Consider the following 12921-nt stretch of genomic DNA (forward strand, 5'->3'; position numbering starts at 1 on the left):
TCATCACCACGGTGCGATGTTGAGGAAGAAGCGCTGCAGCCAGCCCATCGTCTCGGCTTCGTTGATGTAGCCCTTCGCCGAGTATTCGATGCGCGCGTCGGCCACCTGCGTCGAGTAGACCGAGTTCGCGCCCGAGATCGTGTTCGGGTTGACGACCCCGGAGAAGCGCACGAACTCGTTGCCCTGGTTGATCAGCATCTGCTTCTCGCCGCTGACGACGAGGTTGCCGTTCGGCAGCACGTTGGTGACGGTCACCGTGATCGTGCCGTTGAACGTGTTCGCCGCGCTGGCGCCGCCGGTCGCCGCGAACTTGTTGTTGCCGGCCGCCGACAGGTTCGCCTTCGCGAACAGCCCGCCGAGGAAGCCGGCCGTCGGCACGTTGAAGCTGGTGTCGCCCGCGCGGTTGGTGTTCGCGCCCGACGACTTGGTCGCGTTGATGTTCTCCGCGATCACGATCGTCAGGATGTCGCCGACGTTGCGCGGCCGCTGATCCTCGAACAGCGGCCGGCCGGCGTAGCCCGGGTTGTAGATCGAGCCGGGCGCCTGCATCGCCATCGGCGCCGGCGGCTGCGCCGTCATCGGCTGCTGGATGATCGGGTCGCGCGGAATCTGCGCGCAACCGGCGAGCGCGGCCACCGCGACCGCGCACGCGGCGCGGACGGAGGCTGACGGGAGGAGGCGAACCTGCTTCATGGCGACGACGGGACTTTCCGGTTAGCTCTTCATCTGCGTGACGGTCTGCAGCATCTGGTCGGACGTCGTCACGGCCTTGCTGTTGATCTCGTACGCGCGCTGCGTCTGAATCATGTTGACGAGCTCCTGCACGACGTTCACGTTCGACGCCTCGACATAGCCCTGGTTGAGCACGCCCGCGCCGTTCAGGCCCGGCTGCGACACGTTCGGCGCGCCCGACGACGTGGTCTCGGCGAACAGGTTCTCGCCCTTCGCCTCGAGGCCGGCCGGGTTGATGAAGGTCGCGATCTGCAGCGAGCCGATCTGCACCGCGTTGCTCGAGCCCGGCTGCGTGACCGACACGACGCCGTCCTTGCCGATCGTGAGCGACTGCGCGTTCTGCGGCACGGTGATCGCCGGCAGGATCTGATAGCCGCTCGACGTGACGAGCTGGCCCTGCGCGTTGGTCTGGAACGAGCCGTCGCGCGTGTACGCGTTCGTGCCGTCCGGCATCAGCACCTGGAAGAAGCCCGCGCCGTTGATCGCGACGTCCTTCGAGTTGCCGGTCTGCGTGAGGCCGCCCTGCGTGTACAGGCGCTCGGTCGCGACCTGCTGCACGCCCGTGCCGAGCTGCAGGCCCGACGGCAGTTCCGTCTGCTGCGTCGAGTTGGCGCCCGGCTGGCGGATGGTCTGGTACAGCAGATCCTCGAACACCGCGCGCGACGCCTTGAAGCCGTTCGTGCTGGTGTTCGCGAGGTTGTTCGAGATCACGTCCATCTGCGCCTGCTGCGCATTCATGCCGGTGGCGGCGATGTAGAGCGATCGGTTCATGTTGAATCTTCTCCTGGTAGCTACGGCCGTGCCGCTCAGCTGAAGTTGAGCAGCTGGTTCGCCGACTGCTCGTTCTGGTCGGCCGTCTGGATCAGCTTCGACTGCAGCTGGAACGCCCGTGCGTTGTCGATCATCGCGACCATCGCGGTCACCGGGTTCACGTTGCTGCCTTCGAGCGAATTCGGCGTGACGACCACGTTCGGGTCGGCGTCGGCCGGATTGCCGTCGGCGGTGCGGAACAGCCCGTCGTTGCCGCGCGTGAGCGTGGCCGGGTCGGGGTTCACGAGCTTCATCTGGTCGACGATCGCGACCGCCGTCGGCGGATCGCCCGGCATCAGCGCGGACACCGTGCCGTCCTTGCCGATCGTCACTTCCGCGTTCGGCGGCACCGAGATCGGGCCGCCGTTGCCGATCACCGGCAGGTTGCTCGCGTTGACGAGCTGGCCGTTTTCGTCGACGTGCAGATTGCCCGCGCGCGTGTACGCCTCGCCGCCGTCGGCGGTCTGCACAGACAGCCAGCCGGCGCCCTGCACCGCGACGTCGAGCGGGTTGCCCGTGCGCGTGATCGGGCCCGGCGCGTAATCCGCTCCGGGTGTCGATGCGAGCACGTAGGTGCGCGTCGTCGTCGGGTCGATATTGCTGCCGTCGCCGAAATTCATCGGCACCGCGCGATAGGTCGCGAGCTGCGCGCGAAAACCCGTCGTCGACGCGTTCGCGAGGTTGTTCGCGACGATCGCCTGCTGGTCGAGCGACTGCGACGCGCCCGTCATCGCCGTGTAGATCAGTCGGTCCATGGCTGCCGGTTATTAGCGCGTTACAGGTTGATGAGCGTCTGGTCGACGGTCTGCTGCGTCTTGATCGTCTGCGCGTTCGCCTGGTAGTTGCGCTGCGCGGTGATCAGGTTGACGAGCTGCGACGTCAGGTCGACGTTCGAGTTCTCGAGCGCGCTGCCCTGCAGCGAACCATGGTTCGTGCTGCCCGGCGACGAAATCTGCGGCACGCCCGACGCGGACGATTCGGCGTACTGGTTGCCGCCGAGATTGACGAGCCCGTTCGGGTTGTTGAAGTTCGCGAGCACGATCTGGCCGAGCACCGCCGTCTGGCCGTTCGAGTAGTTGCCGGTCAGCTTGCCGTCGGCGCCGATCGAGAAGGTCGTCAGCGTGCCGCTCGCATAACCGTCCTGCGCGAGGTTGTTCACGCCGTCCTTGCCGCCGTACTGCGTGGTGCCGGTCAGGTCGAGCGTGAGCTGCTGCGGCGTCGCCGAGCCGTCGGTGTTCGGGACGGTGAACTGGAACTGGCCGAGCGATGCGGTCGGCGTGGCCGGCGTGCCCGTCGTCGTGCTCTGGATCGCGCCGGACGAGTTGAACGTGACCGTGCCGAGATCCGTCGTGGTGCCGCCCTGCACGCCCGCGTAGGCTTCCCACGTGCCGGCCGCCGACTTCACGAAGTACATGTTGACCGCCTGCGAGCCGCCGAGCGAGTCGTACACCTGGATCGACGTCGAGTAGTTGTACGTCGTGGTGTCGGTCGCGCTGAACGGCGTCTTGGTCGGCACCGTGTCCTGCGAGTTCAGGTTGAACTGACCGGTGATCTTGGTCGTCGCGGTCGGCGCGATATTGGTGGTCGGCGCCTGCAGCGGCACGGTCTGTGCGGTGTTGACCACACCGCCCGCGCTCGCCGCGTAACCCATCAGGTTACGGCCTTGCGAGTCGACGATGAAGCCGTTCTTGTCGCGCTGGAACGTGCCGTCGCGCGAGTACGTCGTCACGCCGTTGTTCGACATCTGGAAGAAGCCGTTGCCGTTGATCGCGACGTCGAGCGACGAGTTCGTCGTGTTGATCGTGCCCTGGCCGAACTGCTGCTGCACCGACGCGAGCGTCGTACCGATCCCGATCTGCGTGTTGACCGACGTCGCGACCGAGTTCGCGTACATGTCGGAGAACTGCGCGGTGCTCGACTTGAAGCCGACCGTGTTCGCGTTCGCGATGTTGTTGCCGATCACGTCGAGCGCGTTCGATGCGCCGGCGAGGCCGCTCAGACCCTGTTGATAACCCATTTCGGTCTCCGTTTTCGAGAAAGCTGGATCAGTTGGTGGTGGTCGTGCCGCCGGACGACGACGACGCGGTGTTCGGGAAGATCGACGCGACCTGGGTCAAGCCCACCGTCGTGCCGTTCGACAGCACGAGCCCCGCCGTGCCGTCGGCCTGCTTGATCACGCTCTGCACCGTCGCGGCCGCGAGCACGGTCGGCGCATACGTCTTGCCGTCGCTGCCCGTGTACTGCGCGCTCACGGTGTAGGTGCCGTCCGGCAGCGTGTTGCCGGCCGCGTCCGTCGGCGTCCAGTTGAACGGCACCGTGCCGGCCGACTGCTTGCCTGCGTTGATCGTGTTGACGACAGCGCCCGACTTGTCCTTCACGGTGATCGTCAGGTTCGACACGTCGCTCGTGAGCGACACGCCGAACGGCGACGCCGCGCCGCTCTTCACCCCGACGCTGTTGCCCGGCGCGAGCACGTTGGTGCCGATCAGCAGCGCGGCCTGCGTCTGCTGGCCGGCCGCGAGCTGCGTCGACAGCGACGTGAGCGACGTATTCAACTGCGCGATGCCGCTCACCGTGTTGATCTGCGCGAGCTGCGACGTCATCTGCGAGCTGTCGACCGGGCTCGTCGGATCCTGGTTCTGCAGCTGCGTGACGAGCAGCTTCAGGAACGTCGCCTGCAGGTCGCTCGCCGACGTGCCGGTGCTCGACACGTTGTTGGTGTTCATCGTGTCGGTCGGCAGGGTCGACACGTTGGTGCCGTTGCTGCCGATCGTCGTGCTGGAGGAAGTCATCCTGGGTGGCCTTGTGTCGGAACTGTCGGGTCTGGGTCTCGGTGTGGAAGTGCGATCGGCGCGCGGCTTACGTGCCGATCGTCAGCGTCTTGAGCATCAGCGTCTTCGCGGTGTTCAGCGTCTCGACGTTGGCCTGGTACGAGCGCGACGCCGAGATCATGTTCACCATCTCCTGCACCGGATCGACGTTCGGCATCTGCACGTAGCCGTTCGCGTCGGCGGCCGGGTTCGCCGGGTCGTAGGTCGACTTCATCGGCGACGGATCGTCGACGACCTTCGTCACGCGCACGCCGCCCACGCCCTGGCCGGATGCGGTGCGCGCGCCGCCGATCGGGTCGGTCGCGAACACGACCTGCTTGGCCTTGTACGGCTTGCCGTCAGGGCCGGTCGCGCTGTCGGCGTTCGCGAGGTTCGACGCGGTGACGTTCAGGCGCTGCGATTGCGCGGACAGCGCCGAACCGGCGACGCCGAAGATGTTCATCAACGAGGGCATGGAGGCTCCTTGTTCGGGTTCGGAAGCGGCGCGCGCTTACGAGTTCGTCGAGATCGCGGCGATCATCGCCTTGATCTGCTGGGTCATCACGGTCATCCCGGTTTCGTAGTGCAGCGCGTTGTTCGCGAACTGCACGCGCTCGACATCGAGATCGACCGTGTTGCCGTCGAGCGACGGCTGCAGCGGCATCCGGTACTGCGCGCGACCGTAGTCGTCGGCCGGGCCGCCCGTCGGAATCAGCTTCGCGGTGCCGGCCATGTGGCCGGGCGCCGTCGACACCATCGTCATCCCGCTCGTCACGCCGGCCGGTTGGGCCATCGGCAGCTGCGCGGCATTGCTCGGCGCGAGGCCGCCGCCCGTCTGCTTCAGCGAGCGCGCGAGGGTCGACGCGAAATCGACGTCGCGGGCCTGGTAGCCGGGCGTGTCGGCGTTCGCGATGTTCGACGACAGCAGTTCCTGCCGATAGGCGCGCACGTCGAGCGCCTGTCGGCCGAACGCGAATTCGGCATCGAGTTTGTCCAGCATGTGTGCGTCTCTCCGTATGAAGCGCTGCACGCCCGTTGCGCCGGGTGGCGACCCAAGGGGCTTTTTTCCATGACAGCGATGGTAGGCGTCGGGCGCAACCGGCAATCGGACGAATAACGCGGCAAAGCCCCCCTCTATTCATCGTTTGCGCGACGGCCCGCGTCCCTAGAATGCGAATCGGATCAACGGCTTCGAGGACACGGCGATGACAGGCGCACTTCGCGGAAACGACGGACGCGGCATGCGCATCGCGCAGGCGTTCGCGCTCGCCGCGGCGCTGTGGCTCGCGGTGCCGCTTGCGCACGCGGACGACGGGATGATCGTGATTCCCGGACGCGGCGAGACGGCCGAGACCGCGCTCGCGCATGCGAACGCGGCGAGCGGCGGGCAGTTCGGCGGGAATTCGGGCACGGCTTCTTCGGCTTCGGCTTCGGGCACGGGAATGGCGATGACAGGCGGCGCCCGGGACGCAAGCGGCGGCGCCGGCATCAATAGCGTGGCCTCGGCCGGCTATGCGACGCAGCCGGCCGGCTCGATGGTCGTGACGAGCGTCCCGCCGCCGGCGGCCGTGCCGGCACCCGCGCCGCGCCCCGTCTACGCCGCCGCGCGCACGAATGCCGGCGATGGCGCGCGGCGCGCCGCCGAGCCGGGTGCCGTGGCGACCGTCGTCGCCGGCGCGGCCGATGCCGCATCGAATCCCTCGCGACCGGCCATCGCCGCGCGCATGGCTGCGACCCGCGCCGCTTCAGCGGCGCCGGCGGCTGCCGCCAGCCCGGCCCAGGCCGCCACCGCGTCCCAGCCGGCGACACCGCCCGGCCAGCAGGACCCCGACACGATCCGGCGCACGGCCCTCGCGTTCCTGCAGCAGCAGGTCGCGGGCCTGCCGGGCAAGACCACCGCGACCGTCGCGGCCGCGTTTCCGCGCGGGCTCGCCGCGTGCACGACGCTCGAGCCGTTCCTGCCGACCGGCGCGCGCCTGTGGGGCCGCACGACGGTCGGCGTGCGCTGCGCCGGCGCGCGGCCGTGGACCGTCTATTTACAGGCGAAGGTCGCCGTGCAGGCCACCTATTACGTCGCCGCGCGGCAGATCGCACCCGGCGAGCCGCTCACGGCGGCCGACCTCGTTGCGCGCGACGGCGACCTGACGGTGCTGCCGCTGGCGGTCATCACCGATCCCGCGCAGGCGGTCGGCGCGACCGCAATGGCGCGGATCTCGGCCGGGCTGCCATTGCGCCAGGACATGCTGAAGAGCGCCGCGTCGGTGTCGGCCGGCCAGACGGTCCGGGTCGTCGCGGCCGGGCCGGGCTTCACGATCTCGGCCGAGGGCAGCGCGCTCGCGAATGCGGCGCCGGGCCAGTCGGTGCGGGTCAGGATGGCGGCAGGCCAGATCGTCACGGCGATCGTCAAGGACGCCGGCACCGTGGAAATTCCGCTTTAGGGACGGATCGAGGCGAAAGAGTGTAAAGAATTGTTTATTCGGAGAATGTCGGGCTCACGATGCTAAAGTTCGGGCCGACCCGGCCGTTATCTGGGTCATACCGTACAGGAAACCCATCGTGAAGATCGATTCCACTCCGAACCCGAGCCCACTCGCGTCGACCGGCAACGGCGCGACCCGCGCGCAATCCGGCGCGGCTTCGTCGTCGTCCGCGCAGGCGGCCGACGCTGGATCGACCGGCGGCGACACGACCGTGAACCTGTCGGGTCTGTCCGGCCAGCTGCGTTCGCTGTCGGCCTCCGGCAGCGCCGACATCGACACGGCCCTCGTCCAGTCGATCAAGGATGCACTGAACAACGGCACGTTGACGATCGACGTGAACAAGATCGCCGACGGCGTACTGAATACCGCCCGCGACCTGCTGCAACAGCAGCGCTCGCAGGGCAACTGAGCCGGCCCGGGGCCCGTCACGCCCTGACCGGTCCCCTGGTTTGCCGGCATGCGCACACGCGTGCCGACACGACGAGCATGACGCGATGAGAGAAGAGCTGCTGGCCACGGTCAACGACGAACACGCGACGGTCGAAGCGTTCGCGTCCCTGCTCGCCTACGAAGAAAAGGCGCTGACGACACCTGAGCCGCTCGAAATGCTGCCCGGCATCGTCGAAAGGAAAAGCGCGCTGATCGACCGGCTCGCGCAGCTCGAGCGCACGCGCGATACGCAACTGTCCGCGCTCGGCTTTCCGGCCGGCAAGAAAGGCATGGACCAGGCCGCCGAGCGCGATGCCCGCCTCGCCGGCCGCTGGCAGTTGCTGCTGCAGGCCGCCGAACGTGCGCGCCAGGCCAATGCGACCAACGGGATGCTGATCCGGATCCGGATGGACTACAACGAGCGCGCGCTCGCAGTGCTGCGCTCGGCGCCCGCGCCGGCCGGTGTCTATGGCCCCGACGGGCGTGTGTCGGCGCTGATGCGCTGAGACCCCGACCGCTCCGACTGCACCGATTCCACTGACGCCCCGTCACGCCGGCGCAGCAACTCACCGGCTGCGCATCGCGCAGCCCTGCCGAGGCCGAGCGCACCTTCCTCGTCTCAAAGCAGCGGACACGCGGTAACCTGCGTGCCGCGTTCCACGCAAAGCCGTTCGTAGTCGCGCAGGTACGCGCGCTCGTCGTCGTCCAGCATCTCGAGGTCGATCAGGTCCCAGTCGTAGCCGACCGTGACGAGGTTCTCGAACGTCACGGTGTCGGACGCGTCGTCGTCCGCGCGCACGATCACGATGTTCTCGATCCGCACGCCGCCCTTGCCCGGCACGTAGATGCCCGGCTCGACCGAAATCACCGCGTTCGGCACCAGCCCGTACTTCGCGCCCGGCGCGAAGCGCACGCCGCCTTCGTGCACGTGGATGCCGACGCCGTGCCCGGTGCCGTGGCCGAAATCGTAGCCATGATCGCGGCACACCTGGCGCACGGTCGCATCGACGTCGCCGCCCGTCGCCGTCTTCGGAAAGCGCGTGACGAGCCCCTTGATGCACGCCTTCAGCGCGACCGTGTAGATCTCGCGCTGCCACGGCCTGGCGACCGTGTCCGGCTGCGTGCGGCGCAGCACGACGCGCGTGCAGTCCGTCGCGAAACCGGCGTCGTAGTAGGCGCCGCTGTCGAGCAGCACGAGTTCGCCTTCGGTCAGCTCGACGTCGGCGCTCGCCGCCGTGTAGTGCGCGAACGCGCTGTTCGCGCCGTTCGCCGCGATCGACGGGAACGTCAGCGCGACCGCCGAGCGGGCGCCGTACGCGTCGTTGATCGTGCGGGCCAGGTCGTACTCGGTATGGCGCTGCCCCGGCTCGCCGGCCTTCGCCCAGCGCATCGTTTCGGCGATCGCCGCCGAACTGCGCGCGAATGCGTCGCGGAACCGGTCGAGCACCGCCGGCGTCTTGCCGGCCCGCAGCGCCTCCACCGGGTTGAAATCGGCGTGGCGCGCGTGCGGCCACACGCGGCGCACCGACTCCACGAGCGCGCAGTTGACCGATTCGAAGCCGTAGCACACGTGGTCGACCGCGAACCGCGCGAGGAAGCGCTCGAGTTCGGCGACATCGCGCCGGATCACCTGCAGCGCCGGATACGACGTCACTTCGACCGGGCACCGGTCGCAACCTTCCGGCAGAAACAGCACGACCTGCTCGCCGAGCGCGAACAGAAAGCCGAGGTGCGACGACGCATTCGGGATGTGATAACCGCGGCTGTTCAGCAGATACGCGAGATCGTCGGACGCGCACGTGAAGAACGCGGTCTTGCCGGGCGCCGCGCCGGTGTGCGCGGCGAGTCGCCGGTTCAGCGCATCGAGGTTGTGCGCGATGCTCGCGCCAGTCATCGCATCCGGCAGCTCGAAGATCGGCCGCTCGACCTCCCAGCCCGGCAGCGCGATCGCGCGGTCGATCTCGCGCTCGACGAGGCTCGTCCAGTCGAGCGACGCCGCCTGCGTGCGCTCGACCAGCCGGTCGCGCTGCGCCACGCTGATTCGCAGCGCGTCGTAGCCGACCCGCGCGAGCCGGCTCGCATGCGCGAGCAGCCAGTCGGCCAGCGCCTGCCAGATCGTCACGTTCATCCCGAGCTTCTCGATGTGCACGCGCGCCGGGTCGCATTGCTGTTCGGCCTGCAGGTGATAACGGCCATCGACGAACAGCACGAACGGCGGCACGCCGAGCGCCTGCGCGGTCGCCGCGCTCAGGAAGATCCCGCAGCCGGCCGAGCCGTCGAAGCCCGACAGCGCGTAGCGCGGGTTGTTGCGGCGCGGCAGGTATTCGGTGATGTACTCGTCCTGCGACGTGACCACGACCGCATCCAGCCGGGCGGCGTCGAGCAGTCGCGACAGGCCGGCCTGCGTGTCGGCGACGGACGCGTCGTACGAGGGAAGGCCGGAGAAGCTGTATTTCAGTCGATCGATCATCGGATACCCGTTATTGATTGTTGTCGGCGGCCGGCGGCGACACGCGCCGGCGCATGCGCGGCGCGACACACCGCCCGTGCGGGGCCCCGCGGCCCGACGAGCAGCCGCGCCGCAGGGCCGTTCCATGGACGGATTTTCGGGAAAATTTTTGTCTCACTTAACTTTGTTTGATGCGAGCGACAGAATCTAGAGCACGCTGAAATCGAGGTCAAGCCAAAATTTTCGTAGGGCTAAAATTGCCGGCACCGCGCGCGGCGGCGGCGCGGCCCCACGCGGCCCCGCCTGGCGCGGAGCGTCCGGGCGCCGGCGTGCGCGGTACGCGCGGTACAATGCGCCGGCATCGTCGTCCCGACGGCCGTGCTTCGTGCGATTCGCGCAACGCCGCATCTCGGCGACGGCACCGCCCCTCTGCCCGCCTTGCGGCTCGTTGCCACGAAAGAGATTCATGGATTCAGACATCATGCGTATCGGCCAGCGCATTCGCCGCCTGCGCCGGGAAGCGAAGAAGACGCTGCTGGAAGTCGCGACCGAAGCGAACCTGTCGGTCGGGTTCCTGTCGCAGGTCGAGCGCCACCTCACCGGCATCTCGCTCTCGTCGCTCGTCAACGTCGCGAAGGCGCTGAACGTGCCGCTCGGCACGCTGATCGACCAGCCGCGCCAGGCGCAGCCCGATTCGCACGCGGGCCGCCGCGAACCGTACGCGGTCGATGCCGCGTCGCAGTGGTACGAGCGGCTGTCCACCACCTTCGACGGCAGTCAGATCAACGCGCTCAAGGTCCGGATGATGGAGGGCTACCGTTCGGAATGGGTCGCGCACGGCGGCGACGAGTTCGTATACGTGCTCGCCGGGCGGCTTTGCTACACGATCGGCAGGAAGGATTACCCGCTGTCCGCCGGCGACTCGCTGCACTTCGACGCGAGGAAGCGCCACCGCGTCGCGAACGTCGGCGACGGGCCCGCCGAAATGATCGCGGTCGGCACGCTGCCGCTCTTCGACGACAACGATGCGGAGCTCGGATCCGCGGCGATGAAGATCAGGCTGCTCGCACGCGATGCGGGCGCGACGCCGGGCGAGCCGCGCGTGAGCCGTCGCGAACCCGCGGCGAAACCCGAGCGCGATGCGGATTCGAGCGCGGCCGCGCCCGCCGACACGCCGGCCAAGCCGGCGGCCGGGAAGCCGCGCACGGCCGCCGCCAAACGTCTGGCTACCGCCTCCCCGGCGCGCCGCGCCGCCGCCCGCGCGAAAAAATGACGGCCGGCGGCCGGGCGGCGCACCCCGCCACCCGGCGCTTGCGCACTATTCGCCGATCGCCAGCGCCTGCTTGACGGCCTCGATGCGCGCGCGATGCACGGCATCCTTGATCTGCATCGCATCGTTGGCGAGGCCGCGCGCGATCGCGCCCGCATCGACGCTGCGCGCCGCCACCAGCGCCACGCGCAGCCGCTCGGCCTGCGGATACGGCTGCGTGTCGAGCCCGAGCCGGCCGCGCGCATCCGATTCGCACGCCTGCAGCATCTCGGCGAAGCGCGCCGGCTTGCGCAGCGCGTCGCTGCGCTCGAAGAGCCGCACGAGCGCGGCCGCGCCCATTTCCATCACGCGATGCAGGTTGCCGTGCTCGCGCGCGACCACCAGCGCGAGATCGCGGCACTCGTTCGGCACGCGCAGCCGCTCGCATAGCGGCTTGATGAGATCGACGCTGCGCCCCTCGTGGCCGACATGGCGCGGCAGCACATCGGCGGGTGTGGTCGCCTTGCCGAGATCGTGCGTGAGCGCCGCGAAACGCACCGGCAGCGAATAGCCCTGCTTCGCCGCGTAGTCGACGACCATCATCACGTGCACGCCCGTATCGACCTCCGGGTGGTAGTCCGCGCGCTGCGGCACGCCCCACAGCGCGTCGACCTCGGGCAGGATGCGCGCGAGCGCGCCGCACTCGCGCAGCACCGCGAACATCCGCGACGGTTTCGCCTCCATCAGCCCGCGCGCGATCTCCTGCCACACGCGCTCGGGCACCAGCGCGTCCGCTTCGCCCGCATCGACCATCCGCCGCATCAGCGCGAGCGTGTCGTCCGCGACCGTGAAATCCGTGAAGCGCGCGGCAAAGCGCGCGAGCCGCAGGATCCGCACCGGATCCTCGACGAACGCGTCGCCCACGTGCCGGAACACGCGCGCGCGCAGGTCGGCCTGCCCGTCGAACGGATCGATCACGGGGCCGATCAGCGCGCCTTCCGGGCTCACTTCACGCGCCATCGCGTTGATCGTCAGGTCGCGCCGCGCGAGGTCCTCGTCGAGCGTCACGTCCGGCGCGTAATAGAACTGGAAGCCGTGATAGCCGGCCGCCGTCTTGCGTTCGGTGCGCGCGAGCGCGTACTCCTCCTGGGTGTCCGGATGCAGGAACACGGGGAAATCCTTGCCGACCGGCCGGAAGCCCTGCGCGACCATCTGCTCGGGCGTCGCGCCCACCACCACGTAGTCGCGGTCCTGCACAGGCACGCCGAGCAATTCGTCGCGGATCGCTCCGCCTACTGCGTAGATGTTCATGGCGTCGGTTCGTATTCGGCGATCACGTTGGTTTCGCGGCGCGCGGCATCGATCCAGCGTTGCACCGCCGGCAGCGCCGTCACACGCGCGGCATAGCCGGCCGCCTCCGGCGACAACGCCGGCGCATACGTGTTGAAACGCATCACGACGGGCGCGTACATCGCATCGGCGATCCCGAATTCACCGAACAGGAACGGGCCGCCCGATGCCTCGATGCATGCGCTCCACAGCGCGTCGATGCGCGCGACGTCGGCGAGCGCCTCGGGCGTCGCGCCGCGCCCCGGCATCGACGCGCGCACGTTCATGCCCATGTGCGTACGCAGCGCGGCGAAGCCCGAGTGCATCTCGGCCGAGATGCAGCGCGCATGCGCGCGGTCGAGCGGATCGGCCGGCCACATCGGGAACTGCGGATAGCGCTCGGCGAGCGTCTCGGCGATCGCGAGCGAATCCCAGATCGCAACGCCGTGATCGTCGATCAGGCACGGCACCTTGCCGGTCGGCGAATATTCGCGGATGCGCGCGGCCGTGTCGTCGCGGCGCAGCTCGATCGCGATCTCGTCGAACGTGATGCCGAAATGCGCGAGCAGCAGCCACGGCCGCATCGACCACGACGAGTAATTCTTGTCTCCAATGACGAGTTTCATGGCGGGG

Annotated in this window: 14 protein-coding genes; 4 read left to right on the forward strand and 10 right to left on the reverse strand. The window is 68.7% G+C overall.

The window, feature by feature from the left end; all coding sequences use genetic code 11:
- Window positions 1–3: 3 nt before the first annotated feature.
- From flgH to flgB, 7 genes are all read right to left on the reverse strand, one after another.
- The gene (gene flgH, locus WI26_RS14605; protein WP_059535093.1) at window positions 4–693 is read right to left on the reverse strand and encodes a flagellar basal body L-ring protein FlgH; all 690 of its coding nucleotides are present in this window, start codon (window positions 691–693) and stop codon (window positions 4–6) included.
- A gap of 21 nt (window positions 694–714) precedes the next feature.
- Entirely contained in the window at window positions 715–1503 is a 789-nt protein-coding gene (flgG, locus tag WI26_RS14610; RefSeq protein ID WP_014895799.1) for a flagellar basal-body rod protein FlgG, read from the reverse strand.
- A 35-nt stretch (window positions 1504–1538) separates the two neighbouring features.
- Window positions 1539–2297, reverse strand: a complete 759-nt coding sequence (flgF, locus tag WI26_RS14615; protein ID WP_059468558.1) for a flagellar basal-body rod protein FlgF — start codon at window positions 2295–2297, stop codon at window positions 1539–1541.
- Window positions 2298–2317: 20 nt separating this feature from the next.
- Window positions 2318–3559: a flagellar hook protein FlgE gene (gene flgE, locus WI26_RS14620; RefSeq protein WP_069226258.1), complete on the reverse strand. Its 1242-nt coding sequence runs from the start codon at window positions 3557–3559 to the stop codon at window positions 2318–2320.
- 28 nt (window positions 3560–3587) lie between these two features.
- Window positions 3588–4334 carry a flagellar hook assembly protein FlgD gene (gene flgD, locus WI26_RS14625; RefSeq protein WP_059593465.1) on the reverse strand — a complete coding sequence of 249 codons (747 nt, stop codon included), beginning with the start codon at window positions 4332–4334 and terminating at the stop codon, window positions 3588–3590.
- Between the two features lie 67 nt (window positions 4335–4401).
- Window positions 4402–4827: a flagellar basal body rod protein FlgC gene (flgC, locus tag WI26_RS14630; RefSeq protein WP_059448498.1), complete on the reverse strand. Its 426-nt coding sequence runs from the start codon at window positions 4825–4827 to the stop codon at window positions 4402–4404.
- Between the two features lie 36 nt (window positions 4828–4863).
- Window positions 4864–5352 (reverse strand): flagellar basal body rod protein FlgB, encoded by a 489-nt coding sequence (gene flgB, locus WI26_RS14635; protein ID WP_059448497.1) that lies wholly within the window; start codon window positions 5350–5352, stop codon window positions 4864–4866.
- Between the two features lie 205 nt (window positions 5353–5557).
- Here flgB and flgA point away from each other — a divergent pair, with 205 nt between their 5' ends.
- The 3 genes from flgA (at window position 5558) to WI26_RS14650 (ending at window position 7767) form a co-directional block, all read left to right on the forward strand.
- Window positions 5558–6790: a flagellar basal body P-ring formation chaperone FlgA gene (gene flgA, locus WI26_RS14640; protein ID WP_069226259.1), complete on the forward strand. Its 1233-nt coding sequence runs from the start codon at window positions 5558–5560 to the stop codon at window positions 6788–6790.
- A 118-nt stretch (window positions 6791–6908) separates the two neighbouring features.
- The gene (flgM, locus tag WI26_RS14645; protein WP_059448495.1) at window positions 6909–7241 is read left to right on the forward strand and encodes a flagellar biosynthesis anti-sigma factor FlgM; all 333 of its coding nucleotides are present in this window, start codon (window positions 6909–6911) and stop codon (window positions 7239–7241) included.
- A gap of 85 nt (window positions 7242–7326) precedes the next feature.
- Window positions 7327–7767 (forward strand): flagella synthesis protein FlgN, encoded by a 441-nt coding sequence (locus tag WI26_RS14650; protein WP_059468562.1) that lies wholly within the window; start codon window positions 7327–7329, stop codon window positions 7765–7767.
- A gap of 113 nt (window positions 7768–7880) precedes the next feature.
- On the opposite strand, the gene WI26_RS14655 is transcribed toward WI26_RS14650, so the two are convergent.
- Window positions 7881–9731: a M24 family metallopeptidase gene (locus tag WI26_RS14655; RefSeq protein WP_069226260.1), complete on the reverse strand. Its 1851-nt coding sequence runs from the start codon at window positions 9729–9731 to the stop codon at window positions 7881–7883.
- Window positions 9732–10176: 445 nt separating this feature from the next.
- Between WI26_RS14655 and WI26_RS14660 the strand changes: the two genes are divergently transcribed.
- Window positions 10177–10983 (forward strand): helix-turn-helix domain-containing protein, encoded by an 807-nt coding sequence (locus WI26_RS14660; protein WP_069226261.1) that lies wholly within the window; start codon window positions 10177–10179, stop codon window positions 10981–10983.
- A 45-nt stretch (window positions 10984–11028) separates the two neighbouring features.
- On the opposite strand, the gene WI26_RS14665 is transcribed toward WI26_RS14660, so the two are convergent.
- Entirely contained in the window at window positions 11029–12270 is a 1242-nt protein-coding gene (locus WI26_RS14665) for a multifunctional CCA addition/repair protein (RefSeq protein WP_069226262.1), read from the reverse strand.
- Window positions 12267–12914 carry a glutathione S-transferase family protein gene (locus tag WI26_RS14670; RefSeq protein WP_069226263.1) on the reverse strand — a complete coding sequence of 216 codons (648 nt, stop codon included), beginning with the start codon at window positions 12912–12914 and terminating at the stop codon, window positions 12267–12269. The genes WI26_RS14665 and WI26_RS14670 overlap by 4 nt, the downstream gene beginning before the upstream one ends.
- Window positions 12915–12921: the final 7 nt, after the last annotated feature.

Source organism: Burkholderia diffusa, assembly GCF_001718315.1.
Taxonomy (GTDB): Bacteria; Pseudomonadota; Gammaproteobacteria; order Burkholderiales; family Burkholderiaceae; genus Burkholderia; species Burkholderia diffusa_B.

What these genes read in the sequence shown, in the direction of transcription:
- WI26_RS14670 (WP_069226263.1), bottom strand. Translation starts at nt 12,914, where the DNA reads ATGAAACTCGTCATTGGAGACAAGAATTACTCGTCGTGGTCGATGCGG.
- WI26_RS14665 (WP_069226262.1), bottom strand. Translation starts at nt 12,270, where the DNA reads ATGAACATCTACGCAGTAGGCGGAGCGATCCGCGACGAATTGCTCGGC.
- flgB (WP_059448497.1), bottom strand. Translation starts at nt 5,352, where the DNA reads ATGCTGGACAAACTCGATGCCGAATTCGCGTTCGGCCGACAGGCGCTC.
- flgF (WP_059468558.1), bottom strand. Translation starts at nt 2,297, where the DNA reads ATGGACCGACTGATCTACACGGCGATGACGGGCGCGTCGCAGTCGCTC.
- flgA (WP_069226259.1), top strand. Translation starts at nt 5,558, where the DNA reads ATGACAGGCGCACTTCGCGGAAACGACGGACGCGGCATGCGCATCGCG.
- flgC (WP_059448498.1), bottom strand. Translation starts at nt 4,827, where the DNA reads ATGCCCTCGTTGATGAACATCTTCGGCGTCGCCGGTTCGGCGCTGTCC.
- WI26_RS14650 (WP_059468562.1), top strand. Translation starts at nt 7,327, where the DNA reads ATGAGAGAAGAGCTGCTGGCCACGGTCAACGACGAACACGCGACGGTC.
- flgD (WP_059593465.1), bottom strand. Translation starts at nt 4,334, where the DNA reads ATGACTTCCTCCAGCACGACGATCGGCAGCAACGGCACCAACGTGTCG.
- WI26_RS14660 (WP_069226261.1), top strand. Translation starts at nt 10,177, where the DNA reads ATGGATTCAGACATCATGCGTATCGGCCAGCGCATTCGCCGCCTGCGC.
- WI26_RS14655 (WP_069226260.1), bottom strand. Translation starts at nt 9,731, where the DNA reads ATGATCGATCGACTGAAATACAGCTTCTCCGGCCTTCCCTCGTACGAC.
- flgE (WP_069226258.1), bottom strand. Translation starts at nt 3,559, where the DNA reads ATGGGTTATCAACAGGGTCTGAGCGGCCTCGCCGGCGCATCGAACGCG.
- flgG (WP_014895799.1), bottom strand. Translation starts at nt 1,503, where the DNA reads ATGAACCGATCGCTCTACATCGCCGCCACCGGCATGAATGCGCAGCAG.
- flgH (WP_059535093.1), bottom strand. Translation starts at nt 693, where the DNA reads ATGAAGCAGGTTCGCCTCCTCCCGTCAGCCTCCGTCCGCGCCGCGTGC.